This window comes from Pelagibius sp., from assembly GCF_028281305.1.
Lineage (GTDB): Bacteria > Pseudomonadota > Alphaproteobacteria > Kiloniellales > Kiloniellaceae > Pelagibius.
This window is the reverse complement of record NZ_JANQKD010000127.1, coordinates 16,216-32,143: the sequence shown is the minus strand read 5'-3', so window position 1 is coordinate 32,143 and position 15,928 is coordinate 16,216. Positions and strand designations below refer to the sequence as shown.

At 68.1% G+C, this 15,928-nt stretch carries 16 protein-coding genes; 9 read left to right on the top strand and 7 right to left on the bottom strand.

Annotated elements, in window-relative coordinates; all coding sequences use genetic code 11:
- Window positions 1-44: 44 nt before the first annotated feature.
- The gene (locus tag Q0982_RS23115) at window positions 45-1,643 is read right to left on the bottom strand and encodes a PLP-dependent aminotransferase family protein (RefSeq protein WP_299400266.1); all 1,599 of its coding nucleotides are present in this window, start codon (window positions 1,641-1,643) and stop codon (window positions 45-47) included.
- Between the two features lie 148 nt (window positions 1,644-1,791).
- On the opposite strand from Q0982_RS23115, the gene Q0982_RS23110 reads away from it, so the two are divergent.
- From Q0982_RS23110 to Q0982_RS23100, 3 genes are all read left to right on the top strand, one after another.
- Window positions 1,792-2,472 (top strand): pyridoxamine 5'-phosphate oxidase family protein, encoded by a 681-nt coding sequence (locus tag Q0982_RS23110; protein WP_299400263.1) that lies wholly within the window; start codon window positions 1,792-1,794, stop codon window positions 2,470-2,472.
- 28 nt (window positions 2,473-2,500) lie between these two features.
- Window positions 2,501-2,956 carry a GNAT family N-acetyltransferase gene (locus Q0982_RS23105; protein WP_299400261.1) on the top strand — a complete coding sequence of 152 codons (456 nt, stop codon included), beginning with the start codon at window positions 2,501-2,503 and terminating at the stop codon, window positions 2,954-2,956.
- An 85-nt stretch (window positions 2,957-3,041) separates the two neighbouring features.
- A complete protein-coding gene (locus Q0982_RS23100; protein ID WP_299400243.1) occupies window positions 3,042-3,953 on the top strand; it encodes a DMT family transporter in 912 nt (303 codons plus the stop codon).
- A 58-nt stretch (window positions 3,954-4,011) separates the two neighbouring features.
- Here Q0982_RS23100 and Q0982_RS23095 read toward each other — a convergent pair whose 3' ends face one another.
- Window positions 4,012-4,266: a DUF1674 domain-containing protein gene (locus tag Q0982_RS23095; protein WP_299400241.1), complete on the bottom strand. Its 255-nt coding sequence runs from the start codon at window positions 4,264-4,266 to the stop codon at window positions 4,012-4,014.
- A 166-nt stretch (window positions 4,267-4,432) separates the two neighbouring features.
- Between Q0982_RS23095 and htpX the strand changes: the two genes are divergently transcribed.
- The 3 genes from htpX to rsmB all read left to right on the top strand — a co-directional run bounded on the left by htpX (window position 4,433) and on the right by rsmB (window position 7,972).
- Window positions 4,433-5,308: a zinc metalloprotease HtpX gene (gene htpX / locus Q0982_RS23090; protein WP_299400346.1), complete on the top strand. Its 876-nt coding sequence runs from the start codon at window positions 4,433-4,435 to the stop codon at window positions 5,306-5,308.
- Window positions 5,309-5,419: 111 nt separating this feature from the next.
- Window positions 5,420-6,538, top strand: a complete 1,119-nt coding sequence (locus Q0982_RS23085; RefSeq protein WP_299400239.1) for a mandelate racemase/muconate lactonizing enzyme family protein — start codon at window positions 5,420-5,422, stop codon at window positions 6,536-6,538.
- 60 nt (window positions 6,539-6,598) lie between these two features.
- A complete protein-coding gene (rsmB, locus tag Q0982_RS23080) occupies window positions 6,599-7,972 on the top strand; it encodes a 16S rRNA (cytosine(967)-C(5))-methyltransferase RsmB (RefSeq protein ID WP_299400237.1) in 1,374 nt (457 codons plus the stop codon).
- Window positions 7,973-7,990: 18 nt separating this feature from the next.
- Here the strand turns inward: rsmB and Q0982_RS23075 are convergent, their stop codons facing one another.
- The 5 genes from Q0982_RS23075 to Q0982_RS23055 all read right to left on the bottom strand — a co-directional run bounded on the left by Q0982_RS23075 (window position 7,991) and on the right by Q0982_RS23055 (window position 12,018).
- Complete coding sequence (locus Q0982_RS23075) at window positions 7,991-8,119, bottom strand: hypothetical protein (protein WP_299400235.1); 129 nt, start codon at window positions 8,117-8,119, stop codon at window positions 7,991-7,993.
- Window positions 8,120-8,131: 12 nt separating this feature from the next.
- Window positions 8,132-9,445, bottom strand: a complete 1,314-nt coding sequence (locus Q0982_RS23070) for a TRAP transporter large permease subunit (RefSeq protein ID WP_299400233.1) — start codon at window positions 9,443-9,445, stop codon at window positions 8,132-8,134.
- Between the two features lie 24 nt (window positions 9,446-9,469).
- The gene (locus Q0982_RS23065; protein WP_299400231.1) at window positions 9,470-9,967 is read right to left on the bottom strand and encodes a TRAP transporter small permease subunit; all 498 of its coding nucleotides are present in this window, start codon (window positions 9,965-9,967) and stop codon (window positions 9,470-9,472) included.
- A gap of 79 nt (window positions 9,968-10,046) precedes the next feature.
- Window positions 10,047-11,081: a TRAP transporter substrate-binding protein DctP gene (dctP, locus tag Q0982_RS23060; protein ID WP_299400229.1), complete on the bottom strand. Its 1,035-nt coding sequence runs from the start codon at window positions 11,079-11,081 to the stop codon at window positions 10,047-10,049.
- A 250-nt stretch (window positions 11,082-11,331) separates the two neighbouring features.
- Window positions 11,332-12,018 (bottom strand): hypothetical protein, encoded by a 687-nt coding sequence (locus Q0982_RS23055; RefSeq protein ID WP_299400227.1) that lies wholly within the window; start codon window positions 12,016-12,018, stop codon window positions 11,332-11,334.
- A gap of 292 nt (window positions 12,019-12,310) precedes the next feature.
- On the opposite strand from Q0982_RS23055, the gene rpe reads away from it, so the two are divergent.
- From rpe to Q0982_RS23040, 3 genes are read left to right on the top strand one after another with little or no spacing between them, the layout of a single operon-like run.
- A complete protein-coding gene (gene rpe, locus Q0982_RS23050) occupies window positions 12,311-12,976 on the top strand; it encodes a ribulose-phosphate 3-epimerase (protein WP_299400225.1) in 666 nt (221 codons plus the stop codon).
- Window positions 12,977-13,017: 41 nt separating this feature from the next.
- Window positions 13,018-14,778, top strand: a complete 1,761-nt coding sequence (locus tag Q0982_RS23045; RefSeq protein ID WP_299400223.1) for a heparinase II/III family protein — start codon at window positions 13,018-13,020, stop codon at window positions 14,776-14,778.
- A gap of 16 nt (window positions 14,779-14,794) precedes the next feature.
- Window positions 14,795-15,853 carry a glycosyltransferase family 4 protein gene (locus Q0982_RS23040; protein WP_299400222.1) on the top strand — a complete coding sequence of 353 codons (1,059 nt, stop codon included), beginning with the start codon at window positions 14,795-14,797 and terminating at the stop codon, window positions 15,851-15,853.
- The last annotated feature ends 75 nt before the right edge of the window (window positions 15,854-15,928 follow it).

Genomic DNA, 15,928 nt, shown 5'->3' with positions numbered 1-15,928 from the left:
AGTTCAACGGCGGGCGGGGCATTGCTCCTGCCGGAGAACCGCAATTACGAAAGCGCAGAACGCAGCGCCTCGCCCAGCCATCGGGCGCCGCGGTCGATCTCCTCTTCCGGGACGCCGGCGTAGCCGAGCATGAGGCCCTGGCGTGTCGCCGGGCCGTGGAAGTAGTTCGCCAGGGGCACGACGCCGATGCCCGCCGCGGCCGCCACCCGCGCGGCGCCCTGGTCGCCCAGACGTTCGGCCAGCGGCGCTTTCAACCCGGCCATGACGTGCAAGCCCGCATCGTCGGGCGTCACCGTCAGCAGGTCGTCGAGGTGCGTCTTCACCGCCGTCACCAGCGCGGCCTGGCGCGCGGCATACAGCCGGCGCATGCGGCGCACGTGGGTGGCGAAGGAACCGTCCTCGATGAAGCTGGCGAGGACCGGCTGCACGAGGGCCGAGGGCATGGCGCCGAGCGCCGCCTGGCCAGCGGTCAGCGGCTCCACCAGCGCCTCCGGCACCACGAGGTAGCCGATGCGGATGGAGGGGAAGAGCACCTTGGAAAAGGTGCCGACGTAGATCACCCGGCCGGCTTCGCCGCGCCCGGCGGCAAGGCCCTGGAGCGACGCCAGCGGCCGGCCCGCGTAGCGGTACTCGCTGTCGTAGTCGTCCTCCAGGATCCAGGCATCGGCCTCCCGCGCCCATTCCAGCAGCTCAAGGCGGCGCGCCAGGGTGAGCGTTGTGCCGAGAGGATAGTGGTGCGAAGGCGTGACGATGGCGGCGCGGGCCTTCGCTGCGAGGTGGGTCCCGGCGGTAACCGAGATCCCCTCGCCGTCCAGCGGCACCGGCACCAGTTCCGCGCCGGCCGCCAGCAGCGGGCCGCGCAGGCCGACGTAGCCGGGTTCCTCGATCCACACGGCATCGCCCGGCTCCAGCAGCATCTGGGTCGCCAGGCCGATGGCCGCCTGCGCGCCCGTGGTGACGATGACCTGGTGCCAGTCGCATTGAAGGCCGCGGTAAGCCCGGAGGTAGCCGGCGATCGCCTCGCGCAGGCTTTGCATCCCGGCGGCGCTGTCGAGCTGGAGGAGCCGCTCGGCCGGGCGGCGCCAGATGCGGGCGTAGAGGCGGCCCCAGACATCGAAGGGAAAGTCGTTGGTCTCCGGGCCGGAAAGAAAGGCCCGCAGCGTTTCGCCCGGAGCCTGCGCCGAGCCCGGCGCTGTGTCCCCAGCCGACCCTTGCGCCAAGCGGTGCCGGTCGCGGTCGCGACGGCTGAGGTCGACGATGGCTGCCGCGCGCCCGGCGAGCCGGGGGCCGGCTGTGCCCCCGGGCGCCTCTGAGGAAGCCGTAGCGGCCTCCGCCGACGGCGCCACGCCCAGCAGCTCTTCCGGCAGGACGCGGCAGACGTAGGTGCCCGAGCCGGCCTGGCCCTCCAGATAGCCTTCGCTCAGGAGCTGATCGAAGGCGGTCACAACGGTGTTGCGCGAACAGCCCAGTTCCGCCGCCAACGCCCGGCTGGACGGCAGCCGGGCCCCCGGCGGCAGGCGGCCCGCAAGGATGATTTCGCGCAGTTGCTCGCAGATCTGCTGCTGCAGGGTGGTGGGCGCAGCGCGCTCGAGTGCCAGGGCGAGCAGCGCTGTTTTGCGGCGGCGAAGCGATGGCTGCGGCATGGCGCCCTCCCGAACCGGGCCCGCAGAGCCGAGGACCCAACAAACTGGTCCGGTAAAATAGCACGAAGCGGCTCTTCCTGAAAAACCACCTTGTGCCTAGCGTGCGCTCGCACCGCACGCGAGCCATCTGAAGATCCTTGGAAGACCCATGAACGATTCACCTAGTCCCGAGGCCCAAGACGCCTTCCAACCCACCGCGCGGACGCAGCTCAAGCGCGCCCACACCCGCGGCCACTACGACCGCGAAACGGTCTACGCGATCCTCGACGCCGGCCTGATGTGCCATGTCGGCTACGTCATCGACGGCCAGCCCTACGTCACGCCGACGGCCTATTGGCGCATGGACGACCGGGTCTACTGGCACGGCTCCTCGGCCAGCAAGATGCTGCGCCACCTGAAGCAGGGCCCGCAGGTCTGCTTTACCGTCGCTCTGATGGACGGCCTGGTGCTGGCGCGCTCCGGCTTCCACACCTCGGTCAACTACCGCAGCGTCATGGCGCTCGGCCGTGCCGAACTGGTGGAAGGCAAGGAAAGGAAGCTGGCCTGCCTGGAAGCGCTGCTTGAGCGTATGGTGCCCGGCCGCTGGCCCGATCTGCGCGCCCCGACCACCCAGGAAGTCAAAGCCACGACCGTCGTTTCCCTGAAGCTGGAAGAGGTCGCGGCCAAGGTGCGCAGCGGCCCGCCCATCGACGATGACGAGGACATGGACCTGGACGTCTGGGCCGGCGTGGTACCGACGCCCACGGCGATCGGCGCGCCGATCGACGACCCGGCCCTGAAGAGCGGGCTGACCCGGCCGGCGAATCTCGCCAGAATTCGGATCGGCTGACAGGAGAGCAGAGAGGTCGATCGACGCCATGGAGCACACGCAAAGCCAGCGTACGGAGGTCACCGTCATCGCCTGCTGCGACGCGGAGAGCATTGCGGCCTGCTATGACGTGATGCACGAACTGCGCGACGGCCTGGATCGGGCCGGCTACGACGAGCGGGTCGTGGCGGCCAGGACCCAGGGCTACCGCCTGGCCCGGGCAGAGGAGCGGAGCCAAGTGGTGGGTGTTATCGGCTACCGCCTCTGGAACGATCTCGTCTTCGGCCGCAGTCTCTTCGTCGACGACCTCGTCGTCGCGGCGGCACGCCGGGGCGGCGGCATCGGGCAGGCGCTGCTGGCCCATGCGGAGGCGGAGGCACGGCGCGAAGACTGCGCAGCGCTGCGCCTGAACTCCGGCCTCTGGCGCGAGGATGCGCATCGCTTCTATGAAGCCTTCGGCCTGCACAAGCGCGGCTTTGCCTTCGTCAAAGCGCTGGAGGTCTAAGCCGGGCGGGTAGCACCCATGCCGTAACCGCATTTGCGGGGAACCCTCCGGGCGTCTATCAGCAAGTCATGATGAGCGGCCAGTCATGACGGGCGGAGGCGTGCCCGGCGCCGCCCGGCACGGCCTGCTGGGCTTCGGCGCAGCGGCGACTTTCGTTCTGCTGTGGAGCACCGGCTTCATCGGCGCCAAGCTGGGACTGCCCCATGCCGAGCCACTGACCTTTCTGGCGCTGCGGTTCGTGATCGCCGCGGCCTTGCTGGCCCTGCTGGCCCTGGCCACCGGAGCGCCCTGGCCCCGGGGCTGGCGCAACCTCGCCCACCTCTGCGTTGCCGGCCTCTTGCTGCACGGCGTCTACCTGGGCGGCGTCTTCGCCAGCATCGACCAGGGCGTCGAGGCCGGCGTCTCCGCCCTCATCGTCGGCATTCAGCCGGTCCTGGTGGCCGCCCTGGCCGGCGCGGTTCTGGGCGAGCGGGTCAGCCCGCGCCAGTGGCTCGGCCTCGTCCTGGCGCTGCTGGGGGTCGGCCTGGTGGTCTGGCGCAAGCTGGGCGCCGGCCTGGGCACGGTCGAAGGCGTCGCCCTCAGCCTGCTGGCGCTCTGCGGCATCACCGTCGCCACGCTCTATCAGAAGCGCTTCTGTGCCGAGATGGATCTGCGCAGCGGGTCGGTGATCCAGTACCTGGCCGCCGCCGCGGGCTGCGGGCTTTTCGCGGCGGTCTTCGAGCAAGGGCAGATCGCCTGGACCGGCGACTTTGTGCTGGCCATGGCCTGGCTGGTGCTGGTGCTCTCGCTGGGGGCGGTCAGCCTGCTCTACTGGCTGATCCAGCGCGGCCAGGCGTCGCGCGTCTCGAGCCTCTTCTTCCTGGCCCCGCCGTTCACCGCGCTGATCGCCTGGCCGCTGTTCGGCGAGACCTTCGGCCCCCTGGCCCTGCTGGGCATGGCTCTGACGATGCTGGGGGTCGCCCTGGTCAACCTGGGCGAGACACAGAAGCGCCCCTGAAGCGCTGTCTAATCAGGAATGAAGTCCTTGAAGACCGTGATGGCAGAGGACGGGACGCTCAGAAATCGACGCAGATGCCCTTGCGTTCCCAGTCGCCGTAGCGCGTCGGCTCCGGGCCGCTGGGGCCGCCGAGCTCCTTGGGCTGCCCATCCTTTTCTCGCGAAACAGCTTCTTTTGCAGGCGCGGCCTTGGGGTCGGCTTTTTGGGCTGCCTGCTTCGCGGTCCCCGGATCGCGCGCGGGAGCGGGCGCCTGGAGCGGCTCCACCTGGGAATCCCGGGGTTTGGGCTTGCGCGCCGTGAACTTCTCGAACATGCCCTTTATATGGCATCGCCGGGCACCATCGCCAAGTCTTGACCTGCCCGCCGGCCCTCCCCACCTCAGACAGGGAGATTGCACAACACCCTTGAAACAATGGATAAAATCGAGGTTCCGGCGCTCCCGCCAGGCCCCATAGTGACGACCCCATAGTGACGAAATGATGAACTCACTGCGCACCGGCATTCTGATGGCCGTCATGACCGGCCTGTTCCTGGCCGTCGGCTTTCTGCTCGGCGGCACCGGGGGCATGCTGATCGCCTTCGTCATCGCCCTGGGCATGAACGCCTTCGCCTATTGGAACTCCGACAAGATGGTGCTGCGGATGTTCCGGGCCCGCCAGGTCGACCGCAAGACGGCGCCGGCCCTGGTCGGCATCGTCGAGCAGCTCTCGGCCAATGCCGGGCTGCCGATGCCGCGCGTCTACGTCATCGACGACGACCAGCCTAACGCCTTCGCCACCGGGCGCAACCCGGAGAATGCGGCAGTGGCCGCCACCACCGGTCTGCTGCGCCGCCTGAGCTCGGAGGAACTGGCCGGGGTCATGGCCCACGAACTGGCGCACGTGAAGAACCGCGACACCCTGACCATGACCATCACGGCGACCATCGCCGGCGCGATCTCCATGCTCGCCAACTTCGGCCTGTTCTTCGGCAACAGCCGCAACAACCCGCTGGGCTTCGTCGGCGTGATCCTGATCATGATCCTGGCGCCGATGGCTGCCGCCCTGGTGCAGATGGCCATCTCGCGCACCCGCGAGTATGCCGCCGACCGCATGGGCGCCGAGATCTGCGGCCAGCCGCTCTGGCTCGCCTCGGCGCTGGAGAAGATCGACCGCGCCGCGCGCGGCATCGACAACGAGGTGGCCGAGAGCAACCCGGCGACGGCGCATATGTTCATCATCAACCCGCTGCACGCCAACCAGATGGACGGCCTTTTCACCACCCATCCGCGCACCGAAAACCGTATCCAGCGGCTGCGCCAGATGGCGTCCGACATGGGCCAGTCCAGCGCCCGCCCGGGACGCCCCTGGGGCTGAGGGCGCTAACGCAGGGCCTACTCGTAAAGCAACGCTGGTTCGTTCCTCAAGCCATCGGCTAGGTTGCTCTTAAAGAGCACCTAGACGGCCGCGTTCGGGGGAGGAAGCACCATGAGCGGGACGACCATCCGCAGCATCGAGCCGGCCCTGTTCAAGGTGCCGCTGGCGGAGGTGCTGAGCGATGCCATGCACGGCGACCACACCCACTTCGACCTCATCACGGTTCGCATCGCGCTGGACAACGGCGCCGAGGGCTTCGGCTACAGCTACACCGGCGGGCGCGGCGGCCACGGCGTCCATGCGGTGGTCGAACACGATCTGGGGCCGGTCCTGATCGGGCGGGATGCAGCCGATGTCGAAGGGCTCTTCGGCTTCATGCACGACTATCTGCACTACGTCGGGCGCGGCGGCATCGCCACCATGGCGATCTCGGCCGTCGACATCGCGCTCTGGGATCTGCGCGGCAAGCAGCGCGGCGAAGCGCTGTGGCAGATGGCCGGCGGCGCGGGCAGAACCGCCAGAGCCTACCGCGGCGGCATCGACCTCGGCTACTCCCTGGAGAAGCTGCTGGCCAGCGTCCAGGGCTACCTCGACGAAGGCTTCAACGGCGTGAAGATCAAGGTCGGACGCCCGGACCTGGCCGAGGACATCGCCCGCGCGGAGGCGGTGCGCGCGCTCATCGGCCCCGACAGGGCCTTCATGGTGGACGCCAACTACGCCTTGAGCGTCGACCAGGCGATCGCCGCCGCCGAGGCTTTCAAGGCCTTCGACCCGCTGTGGTTCGAGGAGCCGACCGACCCGGAAGACTATGCAGGCTACGCGCGCATCGCGGAGGCGACCGGCATGCCGCTGGCGATGGGCGAGAACCAGCGCAGCCTGCACGAGTTCGCCTGCGCGCTCTCCACGGCGAAGCTGTCCTTCCTTCAACCGGATGCCGGGAACTGCGGCGGCATCACGGCCTTTCTGAAAGCCGCCGCCATGGCCGGGGAGCGCGGCATCCTCGTCTGCTCCCACGGTATGCAGGAGCTGCACGTGAGCCTGCTGGCCGGGCTGACCACAGCCGAGGATCCGCAGGCCGGCTGGCTGGAGGTCCACAGCTTTCCCATCGACGCCTACACGACCCGTCCCCTGGTGGTGGAGAACCATCTGGCCGTGGCGCCGGACACACCCGGCACCGGCGTCGTTTTCGACTGGGAGACGCTGAAGCCCCACCGTGCTACATCGGATTAAGCTGCCAGCGCCGCGCGCGAAGCTTGCAGGAGCGGCCCCGGTCGCTTACCTGCTAGCGCCATGAGCGATCACCGCAGCGAAGAGCGCCGCCGGCCCAGAGGCGCCGCCAAGAATGGACCGGGAAGCGGCCCAAAAAAGGGAGACGCCCGCCGGACGGCGCTGGCGGTTCTGCAGGCGGTCCTGGATGACGGGCAGCCTTTGGACGATGCGCTGGCCCGGAACCCGGTGCTGCCCAAGCTGGCGGCGCGCGACCGCGGCTTCGCCCGCCTGCTGGCAGCCACCGTGCTGCGGCGCCTCGGCCAGACCGATGCCCTGATCGACCACTGCCTGGACCGGCCGCTGAAGCGCAAGGACACGGCGCTGCGCCACATCCTGCGCCTCGGCGCAGTGCAACTGCTGTTTCTCGGCACCCCGGCCCATGCGGCGGTGAGCACCAGCCTGGACCTGGCGCGCGGGCCGCGGCTGGCCGGGCAGCGGGGTCTTCTGAATGCCGTGCTGCGGCGCCTCGCGCGGGAGGGCAGCGACCTGGTCGCAACACAGGACGCCGCACGCCTCAACACGCCCGACTGGTTGTGGGAGCGCTGGTGCACGGCCTACGGCGAAACGACGACGCGCGCCATTGCGGCAGCACAGTTGGCCGAGCCGCCGCTGGACCTGAGCTGCAAAGCCGACGATGGCACAACCGGGGCCGAGACCTGGGCCGAACGCCTCGATGCGGCGGTGCTGCCGGGCGGCAGCCTGCGCCTGAAAGGCGGCCAGGGCGACGTCGCCCGCCTGCCCGGCTATGCGGAAGGGGCCTGGTGGGTACAGGATGCGGCCGCGGCAGTGCCGGCGCGCCTGCTGGGCAACATCGCCGGCAGGACGGTCCTCGACCTCTGCGCCGCGCCCGGCGGCAAGACCGCCCAGCTCGCCGCGGCGGGGGCCGAGGTCATCGCCGTCGAGCGGGCGGCCAACCGCCTGAAGCGCCTGGAGGAGAACCTGCAGCGCCTCGGCCTCGGCGCCGCGACGGTCGCCACCGACGCCGCCGCCTGGCAGCCGCCGCAGCCGGCCGACGCGGTGCTGCTGGATGCGCCCTGCTCGGCGACCGGCACCCTGCGCCGCCATCCCGACATCGCCTGGCTGAAGGGCCCGGACCAGATCGCCGGGCTGACCGAAGCGCAGGACCGCCTGCTGGAGGCGGCGGCGGCCATGCTGAAGCCCGGCGGGCTTCTGGTCTACGCGGTCTGCTCGCTGCAGCCCGAAGAGGGGCCGGAGCGCATCGCCGCACTGTTGGAGAAAACCGAGAACCTCGTCCGTGTGCCCATCACGGCGGAGGAGCTGCCCGGCATGGCCGAGGCACTCACTGCCGAGGGCGACTTCCGCAGCCTGCCCTGCCATCTCGCTGCGCAGGGCGGCCTCGACGGCTTCTACGCCTGCAGGCTGAAACGCCGCTAACCCGATTGGGACTACAACTCACATGAACCCGCTTGCATAGCCGATCAGGAAGGCAAGCAGGGCCACCGTCCCGGCGATGCCGAGGATCTCCGGCCACCAACCCAGATCATAAACCGGTGCATCGTCATCATCATCGGGCGAATGCATCCCAGATCTCCATCACTTTCCCAAGGACGGCAGCCACAGAGCGATCTGCGGGAACAGGATCACCAAAGCCAGCCCGACGATCTGAAGACCGATAAAGGGCAGTACGGCAGCAAAGATTTCCTGCAGGGTCACGTCCTTGGGCGCCACGCTCTTCAGGTAGAAGCAGGCCGGCCCGAAGGGTGGCGACAGCATATAGATTTGGATGTTCATCGCGAAGAGGATGCCAAACCACACCGGGTCATAGCCGAGGTCGACGATCACGGGAGCGAAGACCGGAACGGTGATGAACACGATGGCCACCCAATCCATGAAGGTGCCGAGGATCATGATGATGCCCATCATCACGAGAACGACCACCAGCGGCTGGACTTCCATCCCGGTCAGCAGCCCGGCGAGAAAGCGCGTACCGCCCATAACATTGTAAATGCCGACCAGGCTCACGGCGCCGACGATCAGCCACACGATCGACCCGGTCGTGACGGTCGTGCTCCACAACGCCGAACGCAGGCTCTCGACGGTCAGTTCCCGACGCAGAACCGCGATAAGCAAGGCGCCGACGGCTCCGATGGCCGCGGCCTCGGTCACAGTCGCCACGCCGGCATAGATCGATCCCAGAACGCCGCCGATCAGGATCAGCGGCAGAATCAAACCCTTGAGGTAGACGAGCCGCCGCGCGAACGGCAGCGCCGCTTCCGGCGCGTCATAGGCGGGGCCAAGGGCCGGGTTGAGCCGACACCGAATGACGATGTAGGCCGTGTAGAGGGTGGCAAGCAGGAGCCCCGGTCCGAAGCCGGCGGTGAAGAGGTCCTTTACGGATACCCCCGCCTCAGCACCGTAGACGATCAGGACGACGCTGGGCGGGATCAGGGTCGCCAGCGCGCCGGACGAACAGATCGTTCCGATCGACAGCTTGCGGTCGTAGCCGAGGCGAAACATCTGCGGCAGGGCGATGAGGCCCAGGAGCACGATTTCCCCGCCGACGATACCGCTCATGGCCGCCAGCACCACGCTGACAAACACGGTCTGGACCGCGACACCGCCCCGCATCTGTCCGCCCAGAATGGCCATGGAGTTGAAGAGGTCCCGGGCAACGCCCGATCTCTCGAGGATGTTGGCCATAAACACAAAGAAGGGCACCGCGACGAGCGTGTACTTGCCGAAAACCGCGACGACGTTCGAGGAAATCAGGATCAACCCCGGCGGCCCGAACTTCAGAAGCGCTGCTGCAACCGATATCAGCAGCGTCGACGCGCCCAGCGGCACACCGAGCGCCATGAGCGCGAACAGACTCGCGATCATCAGAAGCGTGATGGATTCGATGCCCACGGGGTTGGCGGCCTCGGGCGCGATTCAGACTGGCGGCCGGGCCGGCCGTGGTGCGATCAGCTTCGCAATCAGTTGGAGTGCGAAAACCACGCAGGCAAAGACCAGCAGCACCTTCAGGTAGCTCGGCAAGGGAGGATTGAAGGCGCTGCCGGACCTTTCGAGTTTCTCAAGGGATCTGACTGCGGGGCCCCACATCGCCCAGGTCAGCCCGGCGACGGCTGCAAGGCGGAACGCCAGCGCAATGCGGCGCAGCACCAGCCAGAAAGACGGGCCGACAAGGAGCTCCAGGCTGGTGACGGTGATATGACGGTTCTGCTGGGTAATCGCAGCCGCCGACAGCATCCAGGCAGTCGCGCAGCAAGCCATAACCGCTTCCGTCGTCCAGACCGTCGGCTGGTCAAGGAGGTATCGCGTGAAGACCTCGTAGACCGACAGGCCGATGGCGGTGAGGTAGAAGATGCCGCAGGCCTTGCCGAGCAGGACCGAAAAGCGGCCAACCATGTGACAGAATGAAGCGCGCATGCCCATGGATCGAGGTGCAGGAAACCGGTTGCTGCAGACAGTTGCCGCAGACAGTTGCTGAGGAGGCAACCGCCCGGAGTCAGTCGAGCAGGCCCTTGGACTTCATGAATGCCAGATGCGCCGCCAAGGCCGCTTCGGCTTCCGGCGACTTCGCCGCCGTGTCCTGCCACGCCTCGACGGCGATGGCCCGGAACCGGTCGCGCTCTGCCTGCGGCCAGTCGATCACTTCGATCTGGGGGTCGGCCATGTCCCGCGCGACCAAGGCCTTGTCCTGTTCATCAAGCGCCTGCAGCAGGTCGGCGTAGGCGTCGTAGTACCAAGCCGTCATGCCCTCGCGCGCCTTCGGGCTCAACGCCGCCCAGGTCGACTCAGAGACGGTGAACTGGTGGACGGCCATGGAGTGAATGCCGGGGTAGAGCGGATACTTCGCGATCTGATGAAAGCCGTTCTTGTCGTTGTTCACGTAAGCGGAGGCATCGGCGGCATCGACGACGCCCTTCTCGAGCGAGGTAAAGACTTCCGAGAAGGGGATGTTCGCCGGGCTGGCGCCAGCCGCCTTGAACACGGTCGCGGCAAGGCCCTCCGGCGAGCGGATCTTCAGGCCCTTCAGGTCGTCGACACCGCGCACGGGTACTTTCGACACCAGGGCCTCCTTCGACACAGCGCCGCAGCCGATCACCTTGATCATGCCGGGGAGCGTCGCATCCCAGAGCTCTTGCAGGACCTCGGCCCCGCCACCGCTGCGGCAAAACTCCTGAACCTGCGCCGGCGAGTCGTAGCCGGCAATCAGATCGCCGAGGATCGCAAAGGCAGGATTGCGTCCGGAGAAATAGGCGATCGAAGTGAGATCGCCCCCGAGCACCCCGGCCGCCACGGCTTCCGGCGTCTCACCGCGCGGGACGATCGATTTGATCGGCGTCAACTCGACGGCGACCTCACCGCCGGTCATCTCTGCGAGCTTGGGAACCCAATGCTCATTGAGATACTGGAAGGAGTAACCCCCGGACTGGGTGGATGTCTGGACCATCAAGGTCACGTCCGCCGAAACCTCGGTCGAGACGAGAACAAACAAGGCTGCGCTCAGACGCGCCACCACATTGCGCTTCAACGGCATCTTTTCCTCCCTTTGGCGGCATCTGCGCCGATCATTGGGCCCATGCATAAGCCATCGCGAAAATACCCAAACATCAGGCATGCGTCAATGCATACATTAATTTATCCGGTAATGGCCGCATTGGTGTGTGCCCGCAGGGGCAGCGGCCTTGGCCCGCGCAAGGAGGTAGATCGGCCGCGCATGGACGGCCGCAGACAAGCGGGAAACGCCGCGGACCTGCGGGGACGGACCCTATGCAGAAACCGCTGTGTTACGACACGTCGTCGTCCGCCAGGATTGTCGGCCGGATAAAGAACAGCAGTTCATCATCCTGGCCGCGGTGCACGCTGCCCTTGAACAGACTGTTCAGAACCGGAATGTCGCCCAGAAACGGCATGTCCTGCCGGTCCGACTCGTCCAGGCTCTTCAGCCCGCCCAGCAGAACGGACGCACCGGGATCCGGCATGTCGCTGAGGATGCTCTGAACAGACGGCAGGCCGCCCAACGCGCCGAGGCTGGTCGGCGCAACCTCCGTCAGCATCGGTCCTCCCGACAGCCGGTAGTGCCCCTTGCCGTTCACGACTCCCACCCGGTAGTCGCCGACATCGACGTCGTCGCTCACCACCGCCGCCAGGGTGTTCTCCCCGGCGATGTAGACGGTGCCGACCTGATTCTCTGCGGTGAAGTCGTCGGCATCGAGGCGGTCGCCGAAGAGCGAGCCCAGCACCGGCACCGCGCCGACGTCGACCGTGTCCAGGTTCTTGTAGTCGACGCCGAAGGAGGTTTCGGCGACATGAACGAACCGGCTCTGAATCACAACCACCGATTCGATGCGAAGCGTGATGGTCCGGTCATCGGTGATCACCGGCACGACGTTGAGCCGCAGCCCTTCGTTGCGCGAATGACCGTCGCGTTGTTCGCCGTCGTTCCGGCTGTCGGTGCCCTTTTCGAACGCCACGGCAGGTTGAACCGCCGCCAGCGCCATAAACCCTGCGAGCGCAATCCCCCCTAAGGCGGCGCCCACCCTTGCTGTCCCAAACATTGCTGCCCCTCCATTTTCGCCTCCTCATGCCCGACGGGAGACCTAAGCGAACAGCGTAGCAGACCTGTAGGAGAGGCGCATCCCGGCGGCGCGCGGGGCCCGCTTGCGGGCCCTGCTTGGGAGCCCTGTTTGCGAGCCCTCCTTGCGACCCTGGGGCGGGACTGATACCAAGGGGCCGGATCGCAAACCACGCTGGACCCGCGCCTTCATGCAGCAGACCGTCCGGATCGCCCCCTCCATTCTGGCCGCCGATTTCTCCCGCATGGGCGAGGAGGTTCGCGCGGTCACCGAAGCCGGAGCCGACTACATCCACATCGACGTGATGGACGGCCACTTCGTGCCGAACATCACCCTGGGGCCGGACATGGTGTCGGCCATCCGCCCACACTCGGAACTGGTTTTCGACGTGCACCTGATGATCGCCCCGGCGGATCTCTTCATCGAAGACTTCGCCAAGGCGGGCGCCGACATCATCACCGTTCATCCGGAATCCGGCCCGCATCTGCACCGCACGATCCAGATGATCAAGGGCTTTGGGAAGAAGGCAGGAGTCTCGCTGAACCCGGCAACGCCCGTCGACATCGTCGACCTTATCATCGACGACATCGACCTGATCCTCTGCATGGGGGTCAATCCGGGCTTCGGCGGCCAGAAGTTCATCCCCTCCACCCTGGGCAAGCTGGAGGCGCTGCGCCGCAAGATCGACGACAGCGGGCGCCGCATCGACCTGGAAGTCGACGGCGGGATCAACATGGAAACGGCACCCCGCGCCGCTGCGGCCGGTGCCGACGTGCTGGTTGCCGGCACTGCCACCTTCAAGGGCGGCCCCCAGGCCTACAGTGGGAACATCAGGCGCCTGCGCGGCGAGGCCTGATGGTCGCCGGCAGCCCCGCGGATCGCAACGCGAAGGCTGGCATGACCGCAAGCCGGAAGCGGAACGCCATTGGCACTGACGGCGGGCTTCGCGCCCGCCTGGAGGCCTTTCGGCGCTGGCGCATGCTGCCGCGCGACCTGGCCTGGGCGCAGCTCGGCTACCACCTCCATCGCCCCTTCTTCGCCCTGCCGGAAGCACCCTGGCACCGGGCCGGCACGCCCGCGGCAAGCCTGGCACTGGTGCCGCCGGACCCCTGGCCCGGCAGGGCCGAGCGCGGCCTGGCGATCGTTGACGGCAGTTTCAGCTTTCTCGGCCGCAACCTGGACAAGCCGGCGCCGCTCTGGGCACCGCTGGGTATGGAAACGGCCTGGCTGAAGCGTCTGCACGACTTTGCCTGGCTGCGCGATCTGCGCGCCGCCGGCGGGGATGCCCCGCGGCGCAAGGCCCGCAGCCTGGTCGCCGACTGGGTGGCGAACAACCAGAGCTGGTCGCCGGTAGCCTGGGACCCGGTGGTGACCGGCGAGCGGCTGTCCCACTGGTTCAGTCAGTACGAGTTCTTCGCCGCCAGCGCCGAGGTCTCCTTCCGGCAGGCGCTTCTGGCCAGCGCCGGGCGCCAGGCCCGCTACCTTACGGCCGTGCTGCCCGCCGGGCTCTGCGGCGCCGATCTGATCACCGCCACCCGCGGTCTCTGCACCGCCGGGCTTTGCCTGCCGCAGGGCACCGACTGGCTGGACCAGGGCATGACCCTGCTGCTGCGGGCGCTCGACGACCAGCTGCTGGCGGATGGCGGACAGCGCGAGCGCTCGCCCGCGCGCCTGCTGTCGGTCCTGCGGGCCTGCATCGATCTGCGCGCCGCCCTGTTGGCCGCCGGGCAAGAGGCGCCGGCGGCGCTGTCCGCCCGCATCGAGGCCATGGTGGCGGTTTTGCGCCTGCTGCAGCACGGCGACGGCGGTCTTTCCCTGTTCAACGGCGGCGGCGAAGGCGAAGACCTGCAGATCGATATGATCCTGCAGCGCGGCGGCGGCAAACAGGTCCAGTTGATGCGGGCGCCGGACAGCGGCTTCCAACGGATGCAGGCCGGACGCAGCTTGGTCCTTGTGGACTGCGGCCGCCCGCCGGCCCCGGGCTACGACGGCGCCGCCCATGCCGGCACGCTGAGCTTCGAGATGTCGGTCGGCCGCGAAAGGCTGATCGTCAACTGCGGCGCCCAGGCCGGCAGCAGCAGCTGGCAGCAGGCCCAGCGCAGCACCGCCGCCCATTCCACTCTGGTGCTGAACGAAACCAATTCCGCCGCCCTCTTCGCCGGCGGCGGGCTGGCGCGGCGGGCCGAGACCGTGACCTGCCGGCGCGACGAGGACGAAGGCGCGGTCTGGCTGGACCTCAGTCACGACGGCTATCTGCCGCTCTTCGGACTCACCCATCACCGGCGCCTCTATCTCTCCGCCTCCGGTGAAGATCTACGCGGCGAGGACCGGTTGTGCGGCGAAACCAAGGGGCGCAAGCCCCTGGCCTTTGCCATCCGTTTCCATCTTCACCCGGGCGTCAAGGCGATGACGGCCCAGGACGGACGCTCGGTCGTGCTGCGCCTGCCCAAGGGCGGCGGCTGGCGCCTGCGCGTCGCCGGAGCCGCCGCGGCGCTGGAGCCGAGCGTCTATCTGGGTGTGCCCGGACAGGTGCGCCGCTGCCAGCAGATCGTGCTGTCCGGAATCACGGGGGAGCGCGACAGCGGAGCCAGCGGTTGGAACCCGGACGACCTCTGCGTCGTGAAATGGGCGCTGCAGCGCCTGGGGAACGCCAGTTAGAATGGACGGGACTGGCATGGCGGGAGCGACGGCAGCGCTGATCCTCGGCGCCGCGGCTGTGGTGGCTCTGGCGAGCTGGGCTGCAACGGGGGCGGTGCTGCGGCGGCTGCTGGCCTGGCAGGTCTTCGACGAACCCAACCATCGCAGCAGCCACCAGGTGGCGACCCCGCGGGGCGGCGGCCTGGCCGTGGTTCCGGTGGTTGCCCTGGCCTGGATCGCCGGCGCCTTCGTCTTCGACCCGGTGATTTTAGGCTTCTGGTTTGTCGTCGGCGGCCTGGCAATTCTGGCGGTCGTCTCCTGGCTCGACGATCTGCGCTCGCTTCCCGCCTCCCTGCGCTTGGCGGTTCAGGTCGTGGCGGTGGCCATAGCGCTTTGGGGGACAGGCGAGTCGCTGCTCGTCTTCCAGGGCCTCCTGCCGCCGCTGGTCGACCACCTGGCGGTGGCAGTGCTCTGGCTTTGGTTCATCAACCTGTTCAATTTCATGGACGGGATCGACGGCATCTCGGCGGTGGAGAGCGCCTCGGTCGCCGGCGGTCTCGCCCTCTGTGCACTCCTGGCCAGCCTTGGCGCAGGCTACATCTTCTGGTCGGCCAGCCTTGCGGCCGCGGCCCTGGGGTTCATCCGCTGGAACTGGTCGCCGGCCCGCATCTTCCTCGGCGACGTCGGCTCGGTCTCGCTCGGCTACCTGCTCGGCTGGCTGCTGATCCTCCTGGCGGCCAAGGGGTATTGGGCGGCAGCCCTCATTCTGCCGCTCTACTATCTGGCGGATGCGAGCTGGACTCTTTGCCGCCGGGCCCTGAAGGGCGAGGCGGTCTGGAAGGCCCACCGCCAGCATTTCTATCAGCAGGCGGTTCAGCGAGGGCACAGCCACGCCGCGGTATCGACCCGCATTCTGCTCTGCAACGGGGTCCTGGTGGCTGCCGCGCTGCTGGCCGTGAGCGGCCTGACCTGGCTGGCCCTGGCCCTTGCCTGTCTTGCGGTTGCCGCGCTTCTGTTTATGCTGGCCCATCAGATGCCGCCGGGGGGCGCTGCCGGAAATCGGCAGGAAAACCGAAACGGCGGCGGGGCCGCCTGACGCTTGTGGTCGCAGCGTCACACCTGGGCCGGGCGGGGCCGGACGGGGCCGGCGCGGCGGTATGAGCAGGCCTTG